At 67.6% G+C, this 20,772-nt stretch carries 22 protein-coding genes; 15 read left to right on the top strand and 7 right to left on the bottom strand.

From position 1 onward, the window contains the following. Positions 1 to 31 precede the first annotated feature (31 nt). Positions 32 to 682 carry an MBL fold metallo-hydrolase gene (locus tag EL337_RS24310; protein ID WP_048633602.1) on the bottom strand — a complete coding sequence of 217 codons (651 nt, stop codon included), beginning with the start codon at positions 680 to 682 and terminating at the stop codon, positions 32 to 34. Positions 683 to 728: 46 nt separating this feature from the next. Between EL337_RS24310 and EL337_RS24305 the strand changes: the two genes are divergently transcribed. The 7 genes from EL337_RS24305 (at position 729) to EL337_RS24275 (ending at position 6,068) form a co-directional block, all read left to right on the top strand. Continuing rightward, positions 729 to 1,394, top strand: a complete 666-nt coding sequence (locus tag EL337_RS24305; RefSeq protein WP_048633666.1) for a hypothetical protein — start codon at positions 729 to 731, stop codon at positions 1,392 to 1,394. Positions 1,395 to 1,430: 36 nt separating this feature from the next. After that, on the top strand, positions 1,431 to 1,673 hold the full coding sequence (purS, locus tag EL337_RS24300) for a phosphoribosylformylglycinamidine synthase subunit PurS (RefSeq protein ID WP_048633665.1): 243 nt from the start codon (positions 1,431 to 1,433) through the stop codon (positions 1,671 to 1,673). After that, positions 1,670 to 2,344, top strand: coding sequence for a phosphoribosylformylglycinamidine synthase subunit PurQ (purQ, locus tag EL337_RS24295; protein WP_048633601.1), 675 nt, complete (start codon positions 1,670 to 1,672; stop codon positions 2,342 to 2,344). Before purS ends, purQ begins: the two co-directional genes overlap by 4 nt. A gap of 54 nt (positions 2,345 to 2,398) precedes the next feature. Beyond that, positions 2,399 to 2,683 (top strand): WXG100 family type VII secretion target, encoded by a 285-nt coding sequence (locus EL337_RS24290; protein WP_048633600.1) that lies wholly within the window; start codon positions 2,399 to 2,401, stop codon positions 2,681 to 2,683. Between the two features lie 3 nt (positions 2,684 to 2,686). Beyond that, on the top strand, positions 2,687 to 4,021 hold the full coding sequence (locus EL337_RS24285) for a hypothetical protein (protein WP_048633599.1): 1,335 nt from the start codon (positions 2,687 to 2,689) through the stop codon (positions 4,019 to 4,021). A gap of 5 nt (positions 4,022 to 4,026) precedes the next feature. Beyond that, positions 4,027 to 4,749 (top strand): hypothetical protein, encoded by a 723-nt coding sequence (locus tag EL337_RS24280; RefSeq protein ID WP_126316666.1) that lies wholly within the window; start codon positions 4,027 to 4,029, stop codon positions 4,747 to 4,749. A 281-nt stretch (positions 4,750 to 5,030) separates the two neighbouring features. Beyond that, the gene (locus EL337_RS24275) at positions 5,031 to 6,068 is read left to right on the top strand and encodes a 9-bladed beta-propeller domain-containing protein (RefSeq protein WP_232786844.1); all 1,038 of its coding nucleotides are present in this window, start codon (positions 5,031 to 5,033) and stop codon (positions 6,066 to 6,068) included. A 95-nt stretch (positions 6,069 to 6,163) separates the two neighbouring features. Here the strand turns inward: EL337_RS24275 and EL337_RS24270 are convergent, their stop codons facing one another. Together EL337_RS24270 and EL337_RS24265 are read right to left on the bottom strand one after the other, a co-directional pair. Further along, on the bottom strand, positions 6,164 to 6,961 hold the full coding sequence (locus EL337_RS24270) for a family 1 encapsulin nanocompartment shell protein (RefSeq protein ID WP_048633596.1): 798 nt from the start codon (positions 6,959 to 6,961) through the stop codon (positions 6,164 to 6,166). After that, entirely contained in the window at positions 6,958 to 7,968 is a 1,011-nt protein-coding gene (locus EL337_RS24265; RefSeq protein WP_048633595.1) for a Dyp-type peroxidase, read from the bottom strand. Before EL337_RS24265 ends, EL337_RS24270 begins: the two co-directional genes overlap by 4 nt. Before the next feature lie 50 nt (positions 7,969 to 8,018). Here EL337_RS24265 and EL337_RS24260 point away from each other — a divergent pair, with 50 nt between their 5' ends. The 5 genes from EL337_RS24260 to EL337_RS24240 are packed head-to-tail and all read left to right on the top strand — an operon-like array spanning position 8,019 to position 14,383. Next, the gene (locus tag EL337_RS24260; RefSeq protein ID WP_048633594.1) at positions 8,019 to 9,290 is read left to right on the top strand and encodes a M18 family aminopeptidase; all 1,272 of its coding nucleotides are present in this window, start codon (positions 8,019 to 8,021) and stop codon (positions 9,288 to 9,290) included. Positions 9,291 to 9,304: 14 nt separating this feature from the next. Then, a complete protein-coding gene (locus EL337_RS24255) occupies positions 9,305 to 9,652 on the top strand; it encodes a VOC family protein (protein ID WP_048633593.1) in 348 nt (115 codons plus the stop codon). A 26-nt stretch (positions 9,653 to 9,678) separates the two neighbouring features. Next, a complete protein-coding gene (purL, locus tag EL337_RS24250) occupies positions 9,679 to 11,994 on the top strand; it encodes a phosphoribosylformylglycinamidine synthase subunit PurL (protein ID WP_048633592.1) in 2,316 nt (771 codons plus the stop codon). Beyond that, a complete protein-coding gene (locus EL337_RS24245; protein ID WP_048633591.1) occupies positions 11,991 to 13,712 on the top strand; it encodes an alpha/beta hydrolase in 1,722 nt (573 codons plus the stop codon). The genes purL and EL337_RS24245 overlap by 4 nt, the downstream gene beginning before the upstream one ends. Next, positions 13,712 to 14,383: an Rv0804 family intramembrane glutamic endopeptidase gene (locus EL337_RS24240; protein WP_048633590.1), complete on the top strand. Its 672-nt coding sequence runs from the start codon at positions 13,712 to 13,714 to the stop codon at positions 14,381 to 14,383. The genes EL337_RS24245 and EL337_RS24240 overlap by 1 nt, the downstream gene beginning before the upstream one ends. Here EL337_RS24240 and EL337_RS24235 read toward each other — a convergent pair. Together EL337_RS24235 and EL337_RS24230 are read right to left on the bottom strand one after the other, a co-directional pair. After that, positions 14,325 to 14,783 carry a PPOX class F420-dependent oxidoreductase gene (locus tag EL337_RS24235; protein WP_048633589.1) on the bottom strand — a complete coding sequence of 153 codons (459 nt, stop codon included), beginning with the start codon at positions 14,781 to 14,783 and terminating at the stop codon, positions 14,325 to 14,327. The two genes, EL337_RS24240 and EL337_RS24235, sit on opposite strands and share 59 nt — an antisense overlap. 41 nt (positions 14,784 to 14,824) lie before the next feature. After that, positions 14,825 to 16,030: an MCE family protein gene (locus EL337_RS24230; protein WP_109860157.1), complete on the bottom strand. Its 1,206-nt coding sequence runs from the start codon at positions 16,028 to 16,030 to the stop codon at positions 14,825 to 14,827. Between the two features lie 16 nt (positions 16,031 to 16,046). Here EL337_RS24230 and EL337_RS24225 point away from each other — a divergent pair, with 16 nt between their 5' ends. Together EL337_RS24225 and purF are read left to right on the top strand one after the other, a co-directional pair. Then, entirely contained in the window at positions 16,047 to 16,439 is a 393-nt protein-coding gene (locus EL337_RS24225; protein WP_048633588.1) for a sterol carrier family protein, read from the top strand. Positions 16,440 to 16,574: 135 nt separating this feature from the next. Next, positions 16,575 to 18,116, top strand: coding sequence for an amidophosphoribosyltransferase (gene purF, locus EL337_RS24220; RefSeq protein WP_048633587.1), 1,542 nt, complete (start codon positions 16,575 to 16,577; stop codon positions 18,114 to 18,116). Positions 18,117 to 18,144: 28 nt separating this feature from the next. Here the strand turns inward: purF and EL337_RS24215 are convergent, their stop codons facing one another. Together EL337_RS24215 and EL337_RS24210 are read right to left on the bottom strand one after the other, a co-directional pair. Next, positions 18,145 to 19,137 (bottom strand): NAD(P)H-binding protein, encoded by a 993-nt coding sequence (locus EL337_RS24215; RefSeq protein ID WP_048633586.1) that lies wholly within the window; start codon positions 19,135 to 19,137, stop codon positions 18,145 to 18,147. Between the two features lie 24 nt (positions 19,138 to 19,161). Continuing rightward, positions 19,162 to 19,602, bottom strand: coding sequence for a cupin domain-containing protein (locus EL337_RS24210; RefSeq protein ID WP_170216934.1), 441 nt, complete (start codon positions 19,600 to 19,602; stop codon positions 19,162 to 19,164). 72 nt (positions 19,603 to 19,674) lie between these two features. Here EL337_RS24210 and purM point away from each other — a divergent pair, with 72 nt between their 5' ends. After that, the gene (gene purM / locus EL337_RS24205; protein WP_048633585.1) at positions 19,675 to 20,766 is read left to right on the top strand and encodes a phosphoribosylformylglycinamidine cyclo-ligase; all 1,092 of its coding nucleotides are present in this window, start codon (positions 19,675 to 19,677) and stop codon (positions 20,764 to 20,766) included. The last annotated feature ends 6 nt before the right edge of the window (positions 20,767 to 20,772 follow it).

Below are 20,772 nucleotides of genomic sequence, written 5' to 3'. Positions count from 1 at the left end.
GCGCGACACGCCAGGACACCCCGCTCACCGGTCAGAATTCCGTCGCGGACTCCGGCTGCAGGACCTGAAAATCGGTGTCGGTCATCTCGGTCAGCCGACCGTAGAAGATCGGCCGGGCGGCCTCGGCCACGATGCCCTGGTGGATCGGCACGGCATGCGCCGGGGCCACCGCGCGCAGGTAGTCGACCGCTTCGGAGATCTTCATCCACGGCGCCGCGGCCGGCGTCGCGAGTACCTCGACCGGCTCGCCGGGAACGAACAGCGCGTCACCGGGATGCATCAGCTTCGCGGCATGGTCGCCGTCGCCGACGAGATACGAAATGTTGTCGATCACAGGGATTTCCGGGTGGATCACCGCATGGGTGCCGCCGACACCGCGCACCGTCAGATGGCCGATCGAGAGCTGATCCCCGACGTGCACCGGCTGCCACGGCGCACCGAGCTGTGCCGCGGTCTGCGGATCGGCGTACAGGGCGGCCTGCGGATTGGCCTCCAGCAGCGCGGGCAATCGATCGGTGTCGGCGTGATCAGGGTGCTGATGGGTGATCAGGATCGCGGTGAGGCCGGAGATGCCCTCGAAGCCGTGCGAGAACGTCCCCGGGTCGAACAGCACCGTGGTGTCGGTGGAGCCGTCGGTGAAGCTCGCCAGGAGGCAAGAATGGCCGAAATGTGTGAGCTGCATCCCTATAGTGTGGCGCTCAGGGGCAGGTGTGGGGGTGCAGGTGTACGTGCGAATGTTGTTCGCGCTGGCCATGGCGGTGCATGGGCTGGTGGTGGGGCCCGCCGCAGCGCACGCGGTGCCCGGATTCTGCCCGCCGGCGTGCGATGCGATCCCCGATTCGGCGTGGATCGAGACCGGATCCATCCCGCTGTTCCCGGTGTACCGCTGGCCCGGCCTCGACGGGGTCGCCGCCACCGCGAAGGCACCCCGGTTCGAATTCGAGTCGTGGTGTGCCAGCCCCGGCCGCGAAGAGGACCCGCGTGACTACGCCGTCGCCGCCCGGGCCGAGGTGCGCAACCCGCCCGGGCAGTGGAACCTGTCGGCGCAGGTTCTGCACTGGCGGGGCGACACCGTCACCGGCGGCCGCGACGCCCTGGAAACGCTCGAATGGGCCCGGATGGCGCTGGCGTCCTGCTACCTCACGGCTCCCGCGGTGTCCCCGTCGATCACCACCGGCGATTCCCTGTCGCTGGCCACGGTGATCAGCGACGCGGGCCGACGCGTGATGCACGCCTACCTGCTGGCAGATCCGGCGAGCAGCTCTCTGGTCGAGCTGGCCCTGTGGACGACGCTGCCGTCGGCGGTCGAGTGGCGCGGGGTGCCGCCCGACGCCGAGGTGCTGGACGCGATGGCGCTCCCGCTGTGCGCGGCCTACCTGGGCTCGTGCCGGTGACGCGTCGTCGGAGTCACCGCAGGTAGAGTGATCGCCGTGGCAAAAGTGGTGGTTAACGTCATGCCGAAGACCGAGATCCTGGACCCGCAGGGTCAGGCGATCGTAGGCGCACTCGGTCGACTCGGGTTCGACGGAATCTCAGATGTGCGGCAGGGCAAGCGATTCGAGCTGGAGGTCGACGGCGACATCGACGACGACAAGCTCGCCGAGATCGCCGAATCGCTGCTGGCCAACACGGTGATCGAGGACTGGACCGTCACCAGGGAGGGCCAGTCATGACCGCGCGCGTGGGCGTCATCACATTTCCGGGCACTCTCGACGACATCGACGCCGCTCGCGCGGTCCGGCTGGCGGGCGGGCAACCGGTCAACCTCTGGCACGCCGACGCCGACCTGAAAGGCGTCGACGCCGTCGTCGTCCCCGGCGGATTCTCCTACGGTGACTACCTGCGCTGTGGTGCCATCGCGCGGTTCGCGCCGGTCATGGGCGAAGTCGTCGAGGCGGCGGGCAAGGGCATGCCGGTCCTGGGCATCTGCAACGGCTTTCAGGTCCTGTGCGAAGCGGGCCTGCTGCCCGGGGCGCTGACCCGCAACGCCGGACTGCACTTCATCTGCCGCGACACCTGGCTCGAAGTCGCCTCGAACACCAGCGCGTGGACGTCGCGCTACGAGCAGGGCGCCGACCTGCTGGTGCCGCTGAAGTCCGGTGAGGGCCGCTACGTCGCCAGCGAGGACGTCCTCGACGAGCTCGAGGGCGAAGGCCGCGTCGTCTTCCGGTATCGCGAGAACCTCAACGGCTCGATGCGCGGAATCGCCGGCGTCAGCTCGGCCAACGGCCGCGTCGTCGGCCTGATGCCGCACCCCGAGCACGCCACCGAGGCGCTGACCGGCCCGTCCGACGACGGACTCGGCCTGTTCTACTCCGCGTTGGACGCGGTTTTGGTGTCCTGACCCTGCGCTGACCGGTGTTAGGTTCGAAATTCGACGAACCTACCTGGGGGAACGGTGTTAGTTGATCCGGACTTGTTGCGCGCATTTGCCGCGCAGGTGGAGACCACGGCAGCCGAATTGCAAGGTCTTGATGTCGGCGCCACCGCCACCAGCGGCGCCGACGGACTACCCGGCTCGGCAACGCAGTGGTCGGCCCGACACGTTGGCGAGCGCCTGGGCGCGATCGCCGCAGACCTCTTGGACGACATCACAGCCATGGGTGGTGCGGTGCGTGGCGCAGGAGACTCCTACGAAGTGACCGACGAGAGTCTGGCAGGCAACTTCACGACACTGTTCTGACAGATGCTTCCATCGCGGTCGCGGTTGCAGGGCTGGAATCCCGAGTCGTTGGGGACGTCGGCAGAGGCCATTCGTTCGGCAGGCGCAGCGATCTACCGGAATGTCCGTGCACTCGACGACGACATCGACAGGATGCCGGAGGCGGACGGTTGGTCTGGTGGCGCCCATCGAGCTGCTGCGGACATGTTCCGCCGCGCGACCGACAGGTCGTCGGCATTCAAGGATTACGCCGAGATGGTGGCTGCTGCACTGTCCTACGGCGCCACCGCAATCGGTGGTGCCCGCACCGCTGCGCTCGCCAAAGCGGCCGAGATCGAGAGCAGACCACTGAACGTCAGCGACCAGTGGGTCGTGATGATCGATCCGGCCGGAATGTCGGCCGCGCGAGCCGCCGAGCTGGAGAAGCAGGCGAAATCCGCTCAGGCTCAACTCAACCCGCTCGTCATTGCCGTCGATCAGGCCGACGAGACCACCTCGATGAGAGTAGTGGCCGCGATCTCCGAGGAGGGGATCAACAGCGACGTCGCCGGCTACGTCTCTCCCGGTGCATTTCCCATGCCGACCGATGACGTGCCCAGCCCCGCCGAGGAGGACGGCCGTACGTTCCAGGAAGTCGCCCGAGCGCAGGACATGGCCACCACCGTCCGCGACATCACCGACACGGAGGATCGAGACGGCAACCGGGTGACGACCTACACGATGATGGACGGCAGCACCCAGGTCGCCACCGAGTACGTCGACCAGGGCCTGCCCAGTCAGCAGGTCTACCCGGCGGGAACGACGCGGGTCCTGCACAGCGACAAGAACGGTAATTGGATCTCCGAAACCATGACAACTCCGTTCGAGGACGGCGGCATCAAGACGCACGTGTCGTGGGCGGACGGCACGACGATCACCATGACGGAGACAGCCGACGGTGTCCGTACCGGCAGTTGCATCACGGCAGACGGCAGGGAGAGCGTCCTTCCGGACGAATTCTTCACCGACCCGCTGCCGACCCTGGCGGGAGGTGCGCTCTCGCGATTGGAAACAAAAGCGGGGCAGGGCATTCCCGCTCTGACGTCTGCAGAGCTCGACAAGGTCAAGACGGGCGCGAAGTGGGGCGGGCCGGCGATCGGCCTTGCCACGATGGCCTACAACATGGTGTCGGCGGAGACTCTGCACGACGCGTGCGTTGCCGGCGTCTCGGGCACATTCGGCACAGTGGGCAGTATCGCCACGGCAGGGGTCGGCGGCGCGGCCTTTGGCCCGGTGGGAGCCTTCGTCGGTAGCTTGGGTGGTTCCTGGGCGTTCGGATACGTCGGCTCAGTGGTGGGGGAGGTGCTCTGTCCGAAGTGAAGCCCGTGAGTGCAGTCGCTGTGGTGACCGTGATGTTCGGTGGGGTCGGAATGTTCAGCACCTTGTGGGCTTTGCAGCTGCTCGACCAAGGCCGTTACCCGTCGATGTTCGTCGCCATCGGGTTCGCTGTCTTCGCGTTCGGAGTGCTGGCGCAGAGGGTGATCGTGGCGATGGGAAAGGTCTCGCCGAGAGTCGAGTACAACGATGGTGGCACGCTGTTGCGGCCGGATCCGAAAGTGAGCACGGTGACCTTGGTCGGGACTCTCGCCGCCTTTGCCGCTCTGCTGCTGTACGGAATCTGCGCGTCATCAGGGATCGCAGAACTTCCCGGCCTCGCAGGCGACCAGAGGTGGCTCGGGCTGGCGAGCATTGCCGCGGCGATCCTCGGATTGCCCAGCCTGTGGCGCATCGCTACCCAGGGCGGGGTGGGGTACCTCCGGCTGACCACCAAGGGTTTCGAGGTTGGAGATGCCTGGTCCCGCGGGGAATGCGGGTGGGATGAATTGTCGGACGTCGCCGACCGTCCCAGGCATAAGCCGTGGCTTCTTTTCGAGGGCAGCACATATGTGACGACGTCCGACGGACGTACCCGGACGCTGGCCTCGGACTGGTACACCCCAGGCGGACGCGCGGTGCGCAAACTGGTTCGCTTCTACTGGAAGTGCCCGGAGTGTCGCGACGAACTCGCCGACGGGCGAGCAGCCAGGCGCTTGGCTGACCCATGGTGAAGAGCTGCGTGCTGCGAAAGTGGTTGGCCTGCTCGGTGGTGACGGCGATGGCCGCCGCTGGTTGCACCAGTCAGGTGACGTCCGGTCCCGGACCCGCACCACCGGATCTACCCGAGCAGACCCTGCTCGCATCGTCGATGCGCGAACAACCGGTGTCGGGGTGGACGCTGTCTGCCGCCGATCTGCAACTCCCTGCAGGCACCAGCGTCAAACCGATCGGGAACATCGGCGATCGTGGCGTCTTTGTCGGCATCGCCAGACAGGGCCGGTGGCTCTTCGCAGTGGACGTCACCACAGGCCAGCGGGCATTCGGGCCGATATTTTTCGGAGCAGGCGGTGACGCAACGAGCTTCAACTGCTATGTCAACGGGGCGCCGGACGTCCTGTGCGTGAGACAGGGGCCCGATCTCGACGTGCCGGCAACGGCATGGGTGGTTGACACCAACACTGGGTCAGTGGTCCATGAAGGACCGTCAGCGGTCAAAATCTCTCGGGCACAAAATCATCCGCTCCTAGAGCAAATCGGAGATCGAGTTGTCGCGACTGTTGAACGCGAGGGTGTCCACGGCGTCGGGCCCCGCGGCGAGCTGACGTGGTTCGTCCCCGGCGACGGAATCCTGCCAGCACAGTTCGCCTTCTGGGAGCACGACACCCCCCGGTCCGTGCTGGCGGTCCAGGGCGGCGGCCAGGGTGGCGACGTGGTGTTCTCCACCGTCGACGGCACGATCACCAACCCGTCGCTGCCACAGGACGCTCTGAAACGGCGTGCCGTTGTCTATCCAGATGGCTTCGGCTACGAGTACAGCGCTGGCCCAAGCCAGGACTTCGTGGGGTTCTTCGACGATTCGGGCCGCCGGCGTGGTGAACCTGTCGAAGCCGAAGACCTCGAGAACCGCTCGCTCGACATCCCGATCATCAAGACCCAGTCGACCTATCGGGCACTCACCCTCGGCGGCCGGCAGCTTCTGGAGATTCCTCGGACGGACTCGTCGCCGAACGCTCGGCTGATCGGCTCCCGGCTCTTCATCGCCGATGACCGGTTGAACCGAGAATGGCAGGAATTCGATCTGCGCACCGGGGAGAAGGGCAAGACATGTGCAAGTCGAAACCTCGGGTTTGACTACATCGGCTCAGACGGCGAGGTGGCCGTGACCCGTGGGGACGGAATCCTGGCACAAGCGGTCGACCTCACGACCTGTGAGATCCTGTGGTCCACACCGGGGTCGGGAACCGATGAGATCACCGACATCTGGAAGGTCGGCACGGCGCTGATCCAGCGCACCAACGACACGATCTTCTCTTTGGTTGCCCCGGGCTGAATCGCCGCTGTCGCGCTCCGCGAGCGTGCGCACACTTCGCGATTTGCGCGGCGTGTCGGCCGCAGACACGCGCGCTCGCGCTGGGGGAGTGGCGGCTAGGCGCTGAGGGCGACCGAGGCCTCCGCGGTGTAGCACAGGAACGTCAGCGTCTCCTGCAGGTACAGCTGGACGGTCTCGGCGTCATGCGACAGATAGCCGATGCACACGTCGGTACCCAGCTGCAGATCGAAATCGCCGCCGCGCGTGGACAACACGAATGCGCCGTCGATCGCCGGGGCCCAGATGATGTCGCCGTCGACGAGCCGGTTCAGGTGCTCGCGGATCGGATAGCCGTGCGCGGTGGTCTCGCTGACCTTCGTGTAGACATCGGCCGACAACAGCACGCTGTACGGGCCGTCGACACCGGCCAGCCGCAGCTCCGAGAGGGCCTGGCTGATGACGTCGGGTATCTCGCGGGGATCCTCGGGAAGCGCGAGATTCGGGCACGAACTCGACTTGCGGATACCGCTGATGTGCGCGGCCTCGTACCCCTCGAAGATCGCCCTGTCCTCGGCGAACGCCAACTTCTTGGCCGCGTCCTTGACCGGATCCCAGTCCGAATCCTGCGACCCGCGCTCCACATCGTCGATGTCGACCCGGTTGATGGTGAACGGCACCCTCAGCCGCACCAGCGGTCGCGCATCGCGCAGGTGGGCGACCACGCCGTCGCCGGGCGGGAGGACATCAACCAGATGGCCGGTGCTCACCGCCGCGGTGACGGGGCCGCCCGGATCGCTGACATCGACGACACGGCGGCCCGCGATGTGGCGCTTGAACGTGCGGGTGGCCTCCTGCTCGATCTCCGCCCACGCGGAATCGGTGATCGGTGCCAACTCCCGATACAGGTTGTTCATTGCGGCTGTCCTTTCAGGCTGCCGATCGGCAGCGAACCGTTGTACACCGTTGGTGCAGAGGAAATTTCGGGAGTGGCGGCGGGCGCAGGCGGCGGATCGTCGAGGAAGTCGACCGTGGGCACGAAGAACATCGACCCGGTCTGGGCGGTCGAGAAGTCCAGGATCCGGTCGGTGTTGCCCGGCGGATCGCCGACGAACATGTTGGCCAGCATCCGCTCTGTGACCGCCGGGTCGGCGGAGTAGGCGATGTAGTACGTGCCCGACTCCCCGCTCCCCAGCGTGCCGAACGGCATGTTGGCCCGCACGATCGCCAGCTCGTTGCCGTCCACATCGGTGATCGTGTTGAGCGCCACATGCGAGTTCGCGGGCTTGGTGTCGTCGTCGAGCTCGATGTCCTCGAGCTTGGTGCGCCCGATGACGAGCTCCTGCTCGTTGACGCTCAACGCATTCCACGCATCCATGTCGTGGGTGTAGCGCTGCACGTGCACATAGCTGGCGCCGGCGAAGTCCGGGTCGTCGTCACCGATCTGTACCGCGGCCACCGCGTCGGGACCGTCCGGGTTCTCGGTCCCGTCCACGAACCCCAGCAGATCGCGCTGCTCGAAGAACTTGAACCCGTGCACCTCGTCGACCACGGTCACCGCACCAGCCATCGACGACAGGATGCGGCCGCCGAGTTCGAAGCAGACATCGAGTGACCCACCCCTGATGTGGAACAGCAGATCGCCCGGTGTCGAGGGCGCATGGTGGCGCTCGCCGGTGAACTCGACGAACCGGTGCAGGTGCGCCGGCCGCGGACCCGAGAACAGCCGGTCCCAGGCGGTCGAGCCGATGCCCGCCACCATCGTCAGGTGCGCATCCGGGACCCGGAAGCCGACGGCGCGGACCAGCCCCGTCAACTCCGCGAGCGCGTCGTGCGCCACGGCCTCTCCGCCGTCGTCGATCGTCGCCACGAGGAAGATCGCGGCCGGCGTCAGCGGCGTCAGAATGGGCTGCGGGCGAGGCACATCTGGACCCTAGCGTCAAGATCAACGTGCTGACCCTTCAAGATGGAAAGATGCCAGCTAGCCCCCAGGGTCTCTGCGAGTTCATCGACGCGTCGCCGTCGCCGTTCCACGTGTGCCGCACCACCGCGGACCGGCTCCGGGGTGCCGGCTTCACCGAACTGTCCGAAAGCGACCCGTGGCCCGCCGGCGGCGACCACTTCGCGGTGCGCGCAGGATCGCTGATCGCGTGGCGGTCGGGCGACCAGAACGAAGGTGGCCGTGCCCTTCCGTTCCGCATCGTCGGTGCCCACACCGACAGCCCCAATCTGCGCGTCAAACAGCACCCCGACCGGTTCATCTCGGGCTGGCAGACGGTCGCGCTGCAGCCCTACGGCGGCGCCTGGCTCAACTCGTGGCTGGACCGGGATCTGGGCGTCAGCGGCCGCTTGTCGGTCCGCGAGGACACCACGATCCGGCACACACTGGTGCGGGTCGACGAGCCGATCCTGCGGGTACCGCAGCTGGCCATTCACCTCTCCGAGGACCGCAAGGGTGTGGAGCTGAACCCGCAACGCCACGTCAACGCGGTGTGGGGAGTTGGCGGCGGCCCGCGCAACTTCCTGGCCTACGTCGCCGAGCGGGGCGGGGTCCCGGTCGACGACGTGCTCGGTTTCGACCTGATGACCCACGACATCACCCCGTCACGGCTGGTCGGGGTCGACGACGACCTGGTCAGCGCGCCCCGGCTGGACAACCAGGCGACCTGCTACGCGGGGCTGGAGGGCTTCCTGGCAGCCCCGGCGGACGCGGGTGTGGTGCCGGTGCTGGTGCTCTTCGATCACGAAGAGGTCGGGTCGCAGTCCGACCACGGCGCCCAGTCCGAGCTGCTGCTCACCGTCCTGGAGCGCATCACCCTGGCCGCGGGCGGTACCCGTGAGGACTTTCTGCGGCGGCTGCCCACCTCCATGGTCGCGTCGGGAGACATGGCGCACGCCACTCACCCGAACTATCCGGACCGGCACGAGCCCGGCCACCTCATCGAGGTCAACGCGGGTCCGGTGCTCAAGGTGCAGCCCAACCTGCGGTACGCCACCGACGGCCGGACCGCCGCCGCGTTCGCCCTGGCCTGTGCACAAGCCGGGGTGAACCTGCAGCGCTACGAGCACCGTGCCGATCTGCCCTGCGGCTCGACGATCGGTCCGATGACCGCGGCGAACACCGGAATCCCGACCGTCGACGTCGGGGCCGCGCAGCTGGCGATGCATTCGGCGCGCGAGGTGATGGGCGCCGCCGACGTCGCCGACTATTCGGCGGCACTTGCGGCTTTTCTGTCACCGGCCTGACCTAGGGTCGGCCCATGGCACTGAAAGTGGAGATGATCACCTTCGACTGTGTGGATCCCGACGCGCTCGCCGGCTGGTGGGCCGAGGCGGCGGGTGGAGATGTGAATGCCGTGGCCCCAGGTGAATTCGTGATGGTCACCAGCGAGGGGCGCCCGGCGCTGGGGTTTCAGCGGGTCCCCGATCCGACACCGGGTAAGAACAAGGTGCACCTGGATTTCCATTCGGCGGACAAAGAGGCCGAGGTGGCGCGGCTGACCGGCCTCGGCGCGACGGAGACCGGCCGGAACAGCTTCGGACCCGAGTTCGAATGGGTGGTGCTCGCCGACCCCGAGGGCAACGCCTTCTGCGTCGCCGGAGGTTGAGCGCGGGCGCTGGCTAGAATGTCTCGGTGACGTCCGGGCTGAACCATGAGGTAGACACCGTCGAGCGGGCGACCGCCACTCCCGACCAACCGCAGCCCTTCCGGGAGCTCGGGCTCAAGGACGACGAGTACGAGCGGATCCGCGAGATTCTCGGGCGGCGGCCCACAGACGCCGAGCTGGCCATGTACTCGGTGATGTGGAGCGAGCACTGCTCGTACAAGTCCTCGAAGGTGCATCTGCGCTACTTCGGCGAGACCACCACCGAGAAGATGCGCGAGACCATGCTCGCCGGTATCGGTGAGAACGCCGGTGTCGTCGACATCGGCGACGGGTGGGCGGCCACCTTCAAGGTGGAGTCCCACAATCACCCGTCCTACATCGAGCCGTACCAGGGTGCCGCCACCGGTGTCGGCGGCATCGTGCGCGACATCATGGCGATGGGTGCGCGCCCGGTGGCGGTGATGGACCAGCTGCGGTTCGGTGCTGCCGATGCCCCGGACACCCGCCGCGTCGTCGACGGCGTGGTGCGCGGAGTCGGTGGCTACGGAAACTCGCTGGGACTGCCGAACATCGGCGGCGAGACGGTGTTCGACGCGAGCTACGGGGGCAACCCTCTGGTCAACGCGCTGTGTGTCGGAGTGCTGCGCAAAGAAGACCTGAAGCTGGCGTTCGCGTCGGGCGCGGGCAACAAGATCATCCTGTTCGGCGCGCGCACCGGTCTGGACGGCATCGGCGGGGTCTCGGTGCTGGCGTCGGAGACGTTCGGGGGCGACGAGTCGGGATCCGGCGCCGGCCGCAAGAAACTGCCCAGCGTGCAGGTCGGCGACCCGTTCACCGAGAAGGTGCTCATCGAATGCTGCCTGGAGCTCTACGCGGGCGACCTCGTGGTCGGCATCCAGGACCTCGGCGGTGCCGGACTGGCTTGTGCCACATCAGAATTGGCTGCAGCGGGCGACGGCGGGATGTCGATCCACCTGGAAAAGGTCCCGCTGCGGGCGAAGTACATGACCCCGGCCGAGATCCTGTCCAGCGAGTCGCAGGAACGGATGTGCGCGGTCGTCACCCCCGACAACGTCGACGCGTTCATGGACGTGTGCCGCAAATGGGATGTGCTGGCGACCGTCATCGGTGAGGTCACCGATGGCAACCGGCTCGAGATCACCTGGCACGGGGAGACCGTCGTCGACGTGCCGCCACGCACCGTTGCGCACGAAGGCCCGGTCTACGAGCGGCCCGTGCAGCGACCCGACACCCAGGACGCGCTCATCGCCGACACGTCGGCGCGACTGAAGCGCCCGACCACCGGTGACGAGCTCCGCTCGACGCTGCTCGCGTTGCTCGGCAGTCCCCACCTGTGCAGCCGGGCGTTCATCACCGAGCAGTACGACCGCTACGTGCGCGGTAACACCGTGCTGGCCGAGCATGCCGACGGCGGAGTCCTGCGCGTCGACGAGGAGACCGGCCGCGGCATCGCGATCTCGACCGATGCGTCCGGGCGCTACACCGCCCTCGACCCGTACACCGGCGCCCAGCTGGCACTCGCCGAGGCCTACCGCAATGTCGCGGTCACCGGCGCCACCCCGGCCGCCGTGACCAACTGCCTGAACTTCGGTTCGCCCGAAGATCCCGGGGTGATGTGGCAGTTCTCGCAGGCGGTCCGCGGGCTGGCCGATGGTGCTGCGGCACTGGGTATCCCGGTGACCGGCGGCAACGTCAGTTTCTACAACCAGACGGGTACGACGGCGATTCTGCCGACCCCCGTCGTCGGCATCCTCGGTGTCATCGATGACGTCAAGCGGCGCATTCCCACCGGCTTCGGCAACGAGCCGGGGGAGACCCTGATCCTGCTGGGCGACACCCGCGACGAGTTCGACGGCTCGATCTGGGCCCAGGTCACCGGTGACCATCTCGGTGGGGTCCCACCCAAGGTGGACCTGGAGCGGGAACGGCTGCTGGCCGACGTGCTGACGGCGGCCTCACGCGACGGCCTGGTGTCGGCGGCGCACGACCTGTCCGAAGGCGGCCTGATGCAGGCCGTCGTCGAGGCCGCCCTCGCCGGCGAAACCGGTTGCCGCATCGTACTTCCCGAAGACGGCGTCGATCCGTTTGTGACGCTCTTCTCCGAATCCGCCGGCCGGGTGCTGGTGGCGGTGCCGCGCACCGAGGAGAGTCGCTTCACCGCGATGTGTGAGGCGCGCGGACTGCCCGCCACCCGCATCGGGGTGGTCGACCAGGGCCCGGACGGTGGCGAACCCTCCGTCGAGGTGCAGGGACAGTTCACCGTGACCCTTGAGGAGTTGCGGCGCACGTCGGAAGGCGTGCTGCCCAGGTTGTTCGGGTGACGGCGAGCGACACCGAGAAGCGCCCCAGCTACCTCTGGGCGTGGCGCCTGCTACGCCTGGATTTCACCGGTGTCGCGCTCGGCGCGCTCTTCTTCTGCCTGTCGCTGACTCCTTCGTTGCTCCCACGCGACTGGCTGTTCCAGGGATTGATCGGCGGCCTGAACGCCGCAATCGGTTACGGCATCGGCGTGTTCATCGAGAGGATGCTGCGCCGGTTCGTGCTCGATAACCGGCGATGGTGGCCACCGCCGCCCGCGGTGTCCTATGCGCTGAAGTCCGTCACCGTGGTCGTCTCGGCGAGTGCGTGCGTGCTGATGGTGATCCCGGCGGCGGCGTGGCAGCGCCAGGTGTCGGCGCTGATGGGCGTGGACGGGCCGAGCACATCGACCTACCTGCGCCTGCTGATCGTCGCGATCGCGGTTGGCGCGCTGTGTGTCGCGACGACCCGGGTGCTGATCGATCTCATCAAGACCATGGCGCGCTACCTCATCCGGCGCTGGCGGCTTTCGGACGAGATGGCGTTGCTCATCGGGACCGCCGTCGTGGTCGTTCTCGTGATCACGCTCGTCAACGGCGTCCTGCTGCGCGGATTTCTCGCCGGCGCCAACCGGATCTTCCAGCCGCAGAACACCACCACGCGTGCTGGTGTCGTCCAACCCGAAGAGCCCGAAAGATCAGGAAGTCCAGAGTCTTTCGCGGCGTGGGACACCCTCGGCTTCCAGGGCAGGAACTTCGTGTCCAGTGGTCCGCACGCCGACGAACTGGCCCGCATCAACGGCAGGCCCGCCGAGGAGCCGATCCGCGTGTACGTCGGCCTGCAGACCGCCGACACCGACGAGGCGCGAATGGCGGTGCTGCTCAGCGAACTCGAACGCACCGGAGCCTTCGACCGCGAGGTGCTCGTCATTGCTCCGACCACGGGCACCGGGTGGATCAATCCGATCGCGTCCAGGTCGCTGGAGATGATGTACAACGGCGACACCGCGATCGTCGGATCGCAGTACTCGTATCTGCCCAGTTGGATCTCGTTTCTCGGTGACCAACAGAAGTCCATGGATGCCGGGCGGATGTTGATCGACGCCGTCCACGACCGGTGGGTGCGGTTGCCTCCCGACCGCCGTCCGCGGCTGCTGCTCTACGGCGAGAGCCTGGGCTCGATGGCCGGTCAGGGCGCCTTCGACTGGCTGCCCGACATCTCTCGGATGGGCTTCTCGTCGGTGCTGTGGGTCGGGCCGCCCAACGCGAGTCCGCTGTGGCGCGGTATCACGGTGCGCCGTGACCCGGGCACACCGGAGGTGGAACCGCGCTACGACAACGGCCGGACCGTGCGCTTCTCGCAGGGCAACGATGCGGCGCAGATCGCCGAAGACTCGGCACCGCCGTGGGAGGGCTCCCGCGTGCTGTTCCTGCAGCACTCGTCCGACCCGATCGTCTGGTGGTCGCAGGATCTGCTCTTCTCTCGCCCCGACTGGCTCTCCGAACCGCCGGGGCGCGATCGCACGGCGTCCATGCGGTGGTATCCGATCATCACCTTCTGGCAGGTCGCCGCCGACATGACGAACGCGGCATCGGCGCCGGGTGGGCACGGCCACAACTACGGCGACTTCATCCTGGACGGCTGGGCGGGCGTCGCGCCGCCCGCCGGCTGGACGCAGGCCGACACCGAGCGGATCCGGATCGCGCTGACCGAGACTGAATCCGAGGACGGCGACTACTAGTGGGCGACCGGCCCAGGGCAGCAGCACTCGCCGCGATCCTGATCGGGTGGAGTTGGGTGACGCCGCGGATTCCGCCGCGATGGAACCCGCTGCCGCAGGCGGTGTTCGGCGTCGCGGTCGCGTCGCTGAGCAGGGCGCAGCTGGGCTTGTCGCCGCCGGCGCTGTGGCGGGGGCTGGGCTGGGGCGCCGTCGCGGCCGCGCCCGTGCTGCTCACCGTCGCCGGGGGTGCCGCGATCCCCGCGGTACGCGACGGCATGGCCGAACGTGACCTCCCCGACGCGCCGGGCAGGTGGCTGCTGCTGCACATTCCCTTCGGCACGGTGTGGTCAGAGGAGGTGGCCTACCGCGCGGCGCTGGGCACGCTCGCCGACAGTGCGTTCGGTGACGTGGCCGGCCGGCTGTTCACGGCCGCGGTGTTCGGGCTGTCCCATGTGCCCGACGCCCGCGCGGCCGGGCACTCGGTACCCGGCACGGTTCTCGTCACCGGGGCTGCCGGCTGGGTCTTCTCATGGCTGTACGCGACGTCGGGCAGTCTCGCCGCGCCCATGCTGGCACATCTGGCGGTCAATGAGTCGGGAGCGCTTGCGGCACTGGCGGTTCAGCGCCGGCTCTCTAGTGACTCGGGTGCAGTTGGTCAATCTCAGCGTGACCAACTACACCGGAATCCCTAGCCGGTGCGTCCACATTCCGAACGTGGACGACCAGATCGTGGGGTTCGGTCTTCTGGTCGTCGATCCCGAAACTGATCACCTTCTGGGGCCTCACACGGATGATCGCGGCACCGTCGGATTCGGCTTGTGCTGCGGTGCCGCGGATCTCCAGGCAGCGCACCCGCCACGGATCGTGGGAGGTGATGTCGTCGACGACGAACGCCACCTTGTCATTGCTGCGCAGATTGCGGAACTTGCGACTCTTCGCCATCTCGTAGCCGCCGATGTCGATGGTGCCGAGCTCCTGGTTGTAGGAGAAACCGACCGGGCTGTTCTGCGGCGTGCCGTCAGGCTGGATGGTGGCCAGCCTGCCCAGGTCCGCGTGATTCATGAACGCGATCTCAGCTGCGGTGAACGTCATGCGGGCAACGCTAAAACCTCAAGAGGCATTGAGGTCAAGGGTCACGGGTTGATGGTGGGCTCACCGACCTGGCGGCCCCACACGTAATCGGTGTACATCGGACTCGGAAGGTCCACATGGTTGTAGGGCGCGAGGCTGTATCCGGTGTCCATCACCAGATACGGCATCGGATACAGGTCTTTGGTGATCTTCTGCCAGCACCCCGGTCGACCACCCGGGCCGCCTCGGGCATTCACGCGGGGCAGGTTGTCGGGGTAGACGAACGGATTGCCGGCACCGGCGGCGGTGCCGGCACCTGTCAGCGAGTAACCGTTGCCGCCGAAGGCGCGCTCGATCCGAGGCCGCACTTCGTCGTAGTTGCGGAGGGTGCAGAAGATCATGCCGCGGTACTCGTCGAGCAGCGTCGAGGTGGGCAGCAGGTCGGCGGCGCCACGCACGAGAAATGGAGTACTGCGCCCCAGACTGTCCGACGCCGGGTCGGCGAGCCCGAGCGCGGCCATCAGAGCCTTGTCGACGTCGTCGCGGTGATCGGTGAGCGTGCGCGCCGTCGTCACAGCATCGACGAGCCCGTCCCACAGTGCCGGCGACGCATCCGCATAGGTGTCGGCAAGTGCTGCCAGGAGTGCGATGTCGTCGCGCAGTCGGGGCATCCTCGGATTCAGGTCGCCGAGGATGCGGCGGCCGTCGATCAGCGATCCGCCGAACCGGTCGCCGAGGCCCGTGAGGGCCTGGGCCGTCGCGCTCAGTGTCTGGTTGAGCTTGACGGGGTCGACCTGCTCGGCGATCGCGGTGACCGTCTCGAACAGGGTGTTGAACTCCGTCGTGACCGCGTGCACGCGGATCACGTCGTGCGGTGAGAGTCTTTGCGCTACCGGGTTTTCCGGAGAGATGAACGACACGTACTTGTTGCCGAACACCGTCGTCGCCCGGATGTCGGCCGTTGCGTTGGCCGGGATGAGGTGGAGAACCTCGGGGTCGACGTCGAGCGTCACCTCGGCCATCGGTTCGCCGGCGCCCGCGCTGACGTCGGCGATCCGGGACACCCGGCCGATCTCGACCCCGTTGAAGGTCACCTTGGCGCCCGGTTCGACAACCAGTCCGGCGCGCCCGGACTGCAGTGTGAGCGGAACCGAGGGGATGAAGTCGCCGCGGAACTGGCAGAACAACAGGGCGCCCGCGCCGAGGACGATCGCCATGAGCAGGCCGCCCGCCAACTTGTAGGGCGGTGCGTCCCGGTCGCGCGGCACTTTGAGAACCTAAATCATGGCCCCTCGCCGCACTGCCGATCCGGCAAAGACCCGCGCCGCCGTCGCAGCGGTCGCCGCGTGGTTGCGCGACGACGACGCGCCTGCACCCGAGCGCGCCGTCATCGCCGAGGCGGTGCGGACGACCGCCAGGACGCTGGCCGCGGTGGCGCCCGGCGCGGCCGTGGAAGTGCGGGTGCCGCCGTTCGTCGCCGTCCAGTGCGTCGCGGGCCTCACCCACACCCGGGGCAACCCGCCCAACGTCGTCGAGACCGACCCGCGCACCTGGCTCTTGCTGGCCACCGGGCTCGCAACGCTGGCCGAGACGGCAGCCACAGGTGCGCTGCGGATGTCGGGATCGCGTGCGGTCGAGATCGCCGAATCGCTGCCGTTGGTGGCGCTGCCCGACTGAGGCGCCGTGATTGAGGAATGCGAAACCGGTGAATGCTGGTTGTTGCCTTCACACACCATCACTTGATTCCGCGTTTTGGCGCTGTTCACCGTAGACTTGCGCCGTCACCCACAGCCCCCAGGGAGCAGCCTGATCGTGACCGCTGAGCCGCTTGTCCACGATGAGAACGAGCCGCGAGAAGAATGTGGCGTATTCGGGGTCTGGGCGCCCGGCGAGGAGGTGGCGAAGCTCACCTATTACGGCCTGTATGCCCTGCAGCACAGAGGACAGGAAGCAGCAGGCATCGCCGTTGCCGACGGGTCGCAGGTTCTGGTCTTCAAAGATCTCGGACTCGTCAGCCAGGTTTTCGACGAGCAGACGTTGGCCGCCATGCCGGGCCACGTCGCCGTCGGGCACTGTCGCTACTCCACCACCGGATCCACCACGTGGGAGAACGCCCAGCCGGTGTTCCGCAACACCGCCGCGGGCACGGGCGTCGCTCTCGGACACAACGGCAACCTGGTCAACACTGCGGAACTCGCGGCCCGCGCCCGTGACGAAGGGCTGATGGGCAACCGCGGTGCGGTCGCGGCCACCACCGACTCGGATATTCTCGGCGCGCTACTGGCCCACGGTGCTGCCGACTCGTCGCTCGAGCAGGCCGCCCTCGAGCTGCTGCCCACGGTCCGCGGCGCGTTCTGCCTGACCTTCATGGACGAGAACACCCTCTACGCTGCGCGCGATCCCTACGGCGTGCGCCCGCTGTCGCTCGGCCGGCTGGACCGCGGCTGGGTGGTGGCGTCGGAGACCGCTGCGCTCGACATCGTCGGCGCCGCATTCGTCCGCGACATCGAGCCGGGCGAACTGCTGGCCATCGACGCCGACGGCGTCCGCTCCACCCGCTTCGCCAACCCGACCCCCAAGGGCTGTGTCTTCGAGTACGTCTACCTGGCCCGGCCCGACAGCATCATCGGCGGCCGGTCCGTGCACGCCACCCGCGTCGAGATCGGTCGCAGGTTGGCCGTCGAACGGCCCGTCGACGCCGACCTGGTGATCGGGGTGCCCGAGTCCGGTACCCCGGCTGCCGTCGGTTACGCCCAGGGCTCCGGCATTCCCTACGGTCAGGGGCTGATGAAGAACGCCTACGTGGGGCGCACGTTCATTCAGCCGTCGCAGACCATCCGTCAGCTGGGCATCCGGCTGAAGCTCAACCCGCTCAAGGAGGTCATCCGCGGCAAGCGGTTGATCGTCGTCGACGACTCCATCGTGCGCGGCAACACCCAGCGCGCCCTGATCCGGATGCTGCGGGAGGCCGGTGCACTCGAAGTGCACGTGCGGATCGCCTCGCCGCCGGTCAAGTGGCCCTGCTTCTACGGGATCGACTTCGCCACCCCCGCCGAGCTCATCGCCAACGCGGCCAGCAACTCCGCCGACGAGGAGGACATGCTCGACGGTGTCCGGCGCGCCATCGGCGCCGACAGCCTCGGCTACATCAGCAACCAGGGCATGATCGCCGCCACCGAGCAGCCCGCGTCGCGGCTGTGCTCGGCGTGCTTCGACGGCGACTATCCGATCGAGCTGCCCGGTGAGACGGCGCTCGGAAAGAACGTCATCGAGCACATGCTGGAGACCGCGGCGCGCACCGGTATTCCACTGCAGATCGAGAACGACAACGCGTCGGCGCTACGGCGTCCGTAACGGCCCGGCCGTCGCGTCGCCCTGGAAACTACTGCGGCGCAACTGAACTGAAGCGCATCAGGTGACGCCGACCCTTCTGGCGGGCGGTGCCGTCCTGACGCAGTGCCTCTGTCACCGCCTCGCGGTAGTCCGTCAGTCCGCCGTTCGGCGCCGGTATCACCGCGTCGATGTCGTGCTCGTGCATCACCGCATCGTGGGCCAGTGATTCCACCAGGGGCCGGGCCAGGCCAGACGGGATCGGCGTCACCAGGCCCACCCACCAGCTCGCGATCGTCGGGGTCAGGAACGGAAGCACGATGATGATGCGTCGGCTCAGACCCGCGACGTCGGCGTAGATCTGCATCGCCTCGCCGTACTCCATCGCGTCCGGGCCGCCGATGTCCCATGCCCGCGACTCGGGTATGTCCGCCGTGGCCGCTTCGGCCAGGTAGTAGAGGGTGTCGCCGATCGAGATGGGCTGAATCATGTTGTGCACCCACTTCGGCGTCGTCATCGCCGGCAGCCGGTCGGTCAGATGGCGGACCATCTCGAACGACGCCGAGCCGGAGCCGATCACGATGCCCGCCTGCAACACCACGGTCTCGATGCCGGACTCGATGAGGATCTCCCCGACCTCGGTGCGCGACGCGAGGTGCCGGGACAACTCCACGCCCTCAGGGTGCAGACCGCTGAGGTACACCACCCGGCGGACGCCGGCCTGCTTCGCCGCAGCCGCCACATTGCGCGCGGACTGCCGTTCCTCGGCGACGAAGTCCTTCGACGTTCCCATCGAGTGCACCAGGTAGTAGACGACGTCGGTGCCCTCGAAGGCTGCCGTCAACGAATCGGGATCGGTCAGATCGCCCTTCACCACCTCGACGCGGTCGCGCCAGCTCGCGTCGTCCAGCTTGGCGGGGGTGCGCGCCATGGCGCGCACCGCGTGGCCCCGCTCAAGCAGTTCCGGCACCAAGTGGCCGCCGATGTAGCCGGTCGCACCGGTCACCAGGCAGCGAAGATTTCCAGAGGGCCTATCAGAGGGCATGGCCACGAGTGACCGCTTCCCGGGTCAGGCAAACCCGCAGCCGGGATCGGGCATGTCCACCGACAACGGTGTCCCGGCCGGCGCGACGTAGCTCACCCACATCACCAGCGGTTCGGAGCCCAGGTTTCGACCCAGGTGGACGTGGTCGGGACCGCGGCCCTCAGCGACCGCTGTCCCGGCCGGAAAAGTGCCGTCGACCTGGCAATTGGCCAACGTCCGGGTGAGGGTACCGCTGCGAATGAGGCCGTACACCGTGGGGTCGTGGTAGTGCCAGCCGGTGCTGCCGCCCGGAGCGATCGTGATTTCGCGAGTGACGTAATCGACACCGTCGACGGTGTTCGCCGACAGCGTGACGGCCGACGTACCGACCGACGGCGTCGCCGAGGCCGGGCCAGCCGGCGCCGTCGCGGTCACCGCCGCGAGAGACATGGCGGCGGCCGCCACGTACCTGTGCATGACAACCATGACTGGACGGTGTCACAGCACAACCGATACTGGCAGCGAATCGCCGGGAATACGCGGGTAGCCTTGCTCTCGATGACTAAAGGGGTCGAACACCACGGCATCGCCGAACAACACGGTATTTCCTATGCATCGGCTGGAGTGGACATCGAAGCCGGCGACCGTGCCGTCGAACTGTTCAAGCCGCTTGCCAAGAAGGCCACCCGGCCCGAGGTACGCGGCGGGCTCGGCGGGTTCGCCGGCCTCTTCGCGTTGCGCGGCGACTACCGCGAGCCGCTGCTGGCCTCATCCACCGACGGGGTGGGCACCAAGTTGGCCGTTGCGCAGGCGATGGACAAGCACGACACGGTCGGCATCGACCTGGTCGCGATGGTGGTGGACGACCTGGTGGTGTGCGGCGCCGAGCCGCTGTTCCTGCAGGACTACATCGCGATCGGCCGGACCGTCCCGGAACGCGTCGCCGAACTCGTCTCCGGCATCGCCGACGGCTGCGTGCAGGCCGGGTGCGCCCTGCTCGGCGGCGAGACGGCCGAGCATCCGGGGCTGATGGCGCCCGACCATTACGACATCTCGGCCACCGGGATCGGGGTCGTCGAAGCTGACGATGTCCTCGGACCGGACCGGGTCAGGCCCGGCGACGTGATCATCGCGATGGCCTCGACCGGCCTGCACTCGAACGGTTACTCACTGGCCCGGCACGTGCTGCTGGAGATCGACCACATGAACCTCGCCGGTCACGTCGAGGAGTTCGGCCGCACTCTCGGCGAGGAGTTGTTGGAGCCGACCCGCATCTACACCAAAGACTGCCTCGCGCTGGCCGCCGAGACCCAGGTGCGGACGTTCTGCCACGTCACCGGCGGCGGACTCGCCGGCAACCTGGAACGTGTCATCCCGCCCGGTCTGGTGGCAGAACTCGACCGCGGCACGTGGACGCCCGCACCGGTGTTCGGCATGATCGCGCAGCGCGGTCGTATCGAACGAGCGGAAATGGACAAGACGTTCAACATGGGTGTCGGGATGGTGGCTGTCGTCGCGCCGGAGGACACCGATCGCGCGCTGGCCGTGTTGACTGCCCGTCACCTGAATTGCTGGACCCTCGGGACCATCAAGAAGGGCAGTAAAGACGCCTCACGAGCAGTGCTCGTGGGACAGCACCCTAGATTCTAGGAATAC

Origin of the sequence: Mycolicibacterium aurum (assembly GCF_900637195.1) — a bacterium.
Classification (GTDB): domain Bacteria; phylum Actinomycetota; class Actinomycetes; order Mycobacteriales; family Mycobacteriaceae; genus Mycobacterium; species Mycobacterium aurum.
The sequence above is the reverse complement of the archived record's forward strand: the minus strand, read 5'-3'. Positions and strand labels throughout refer to the sequence as shown.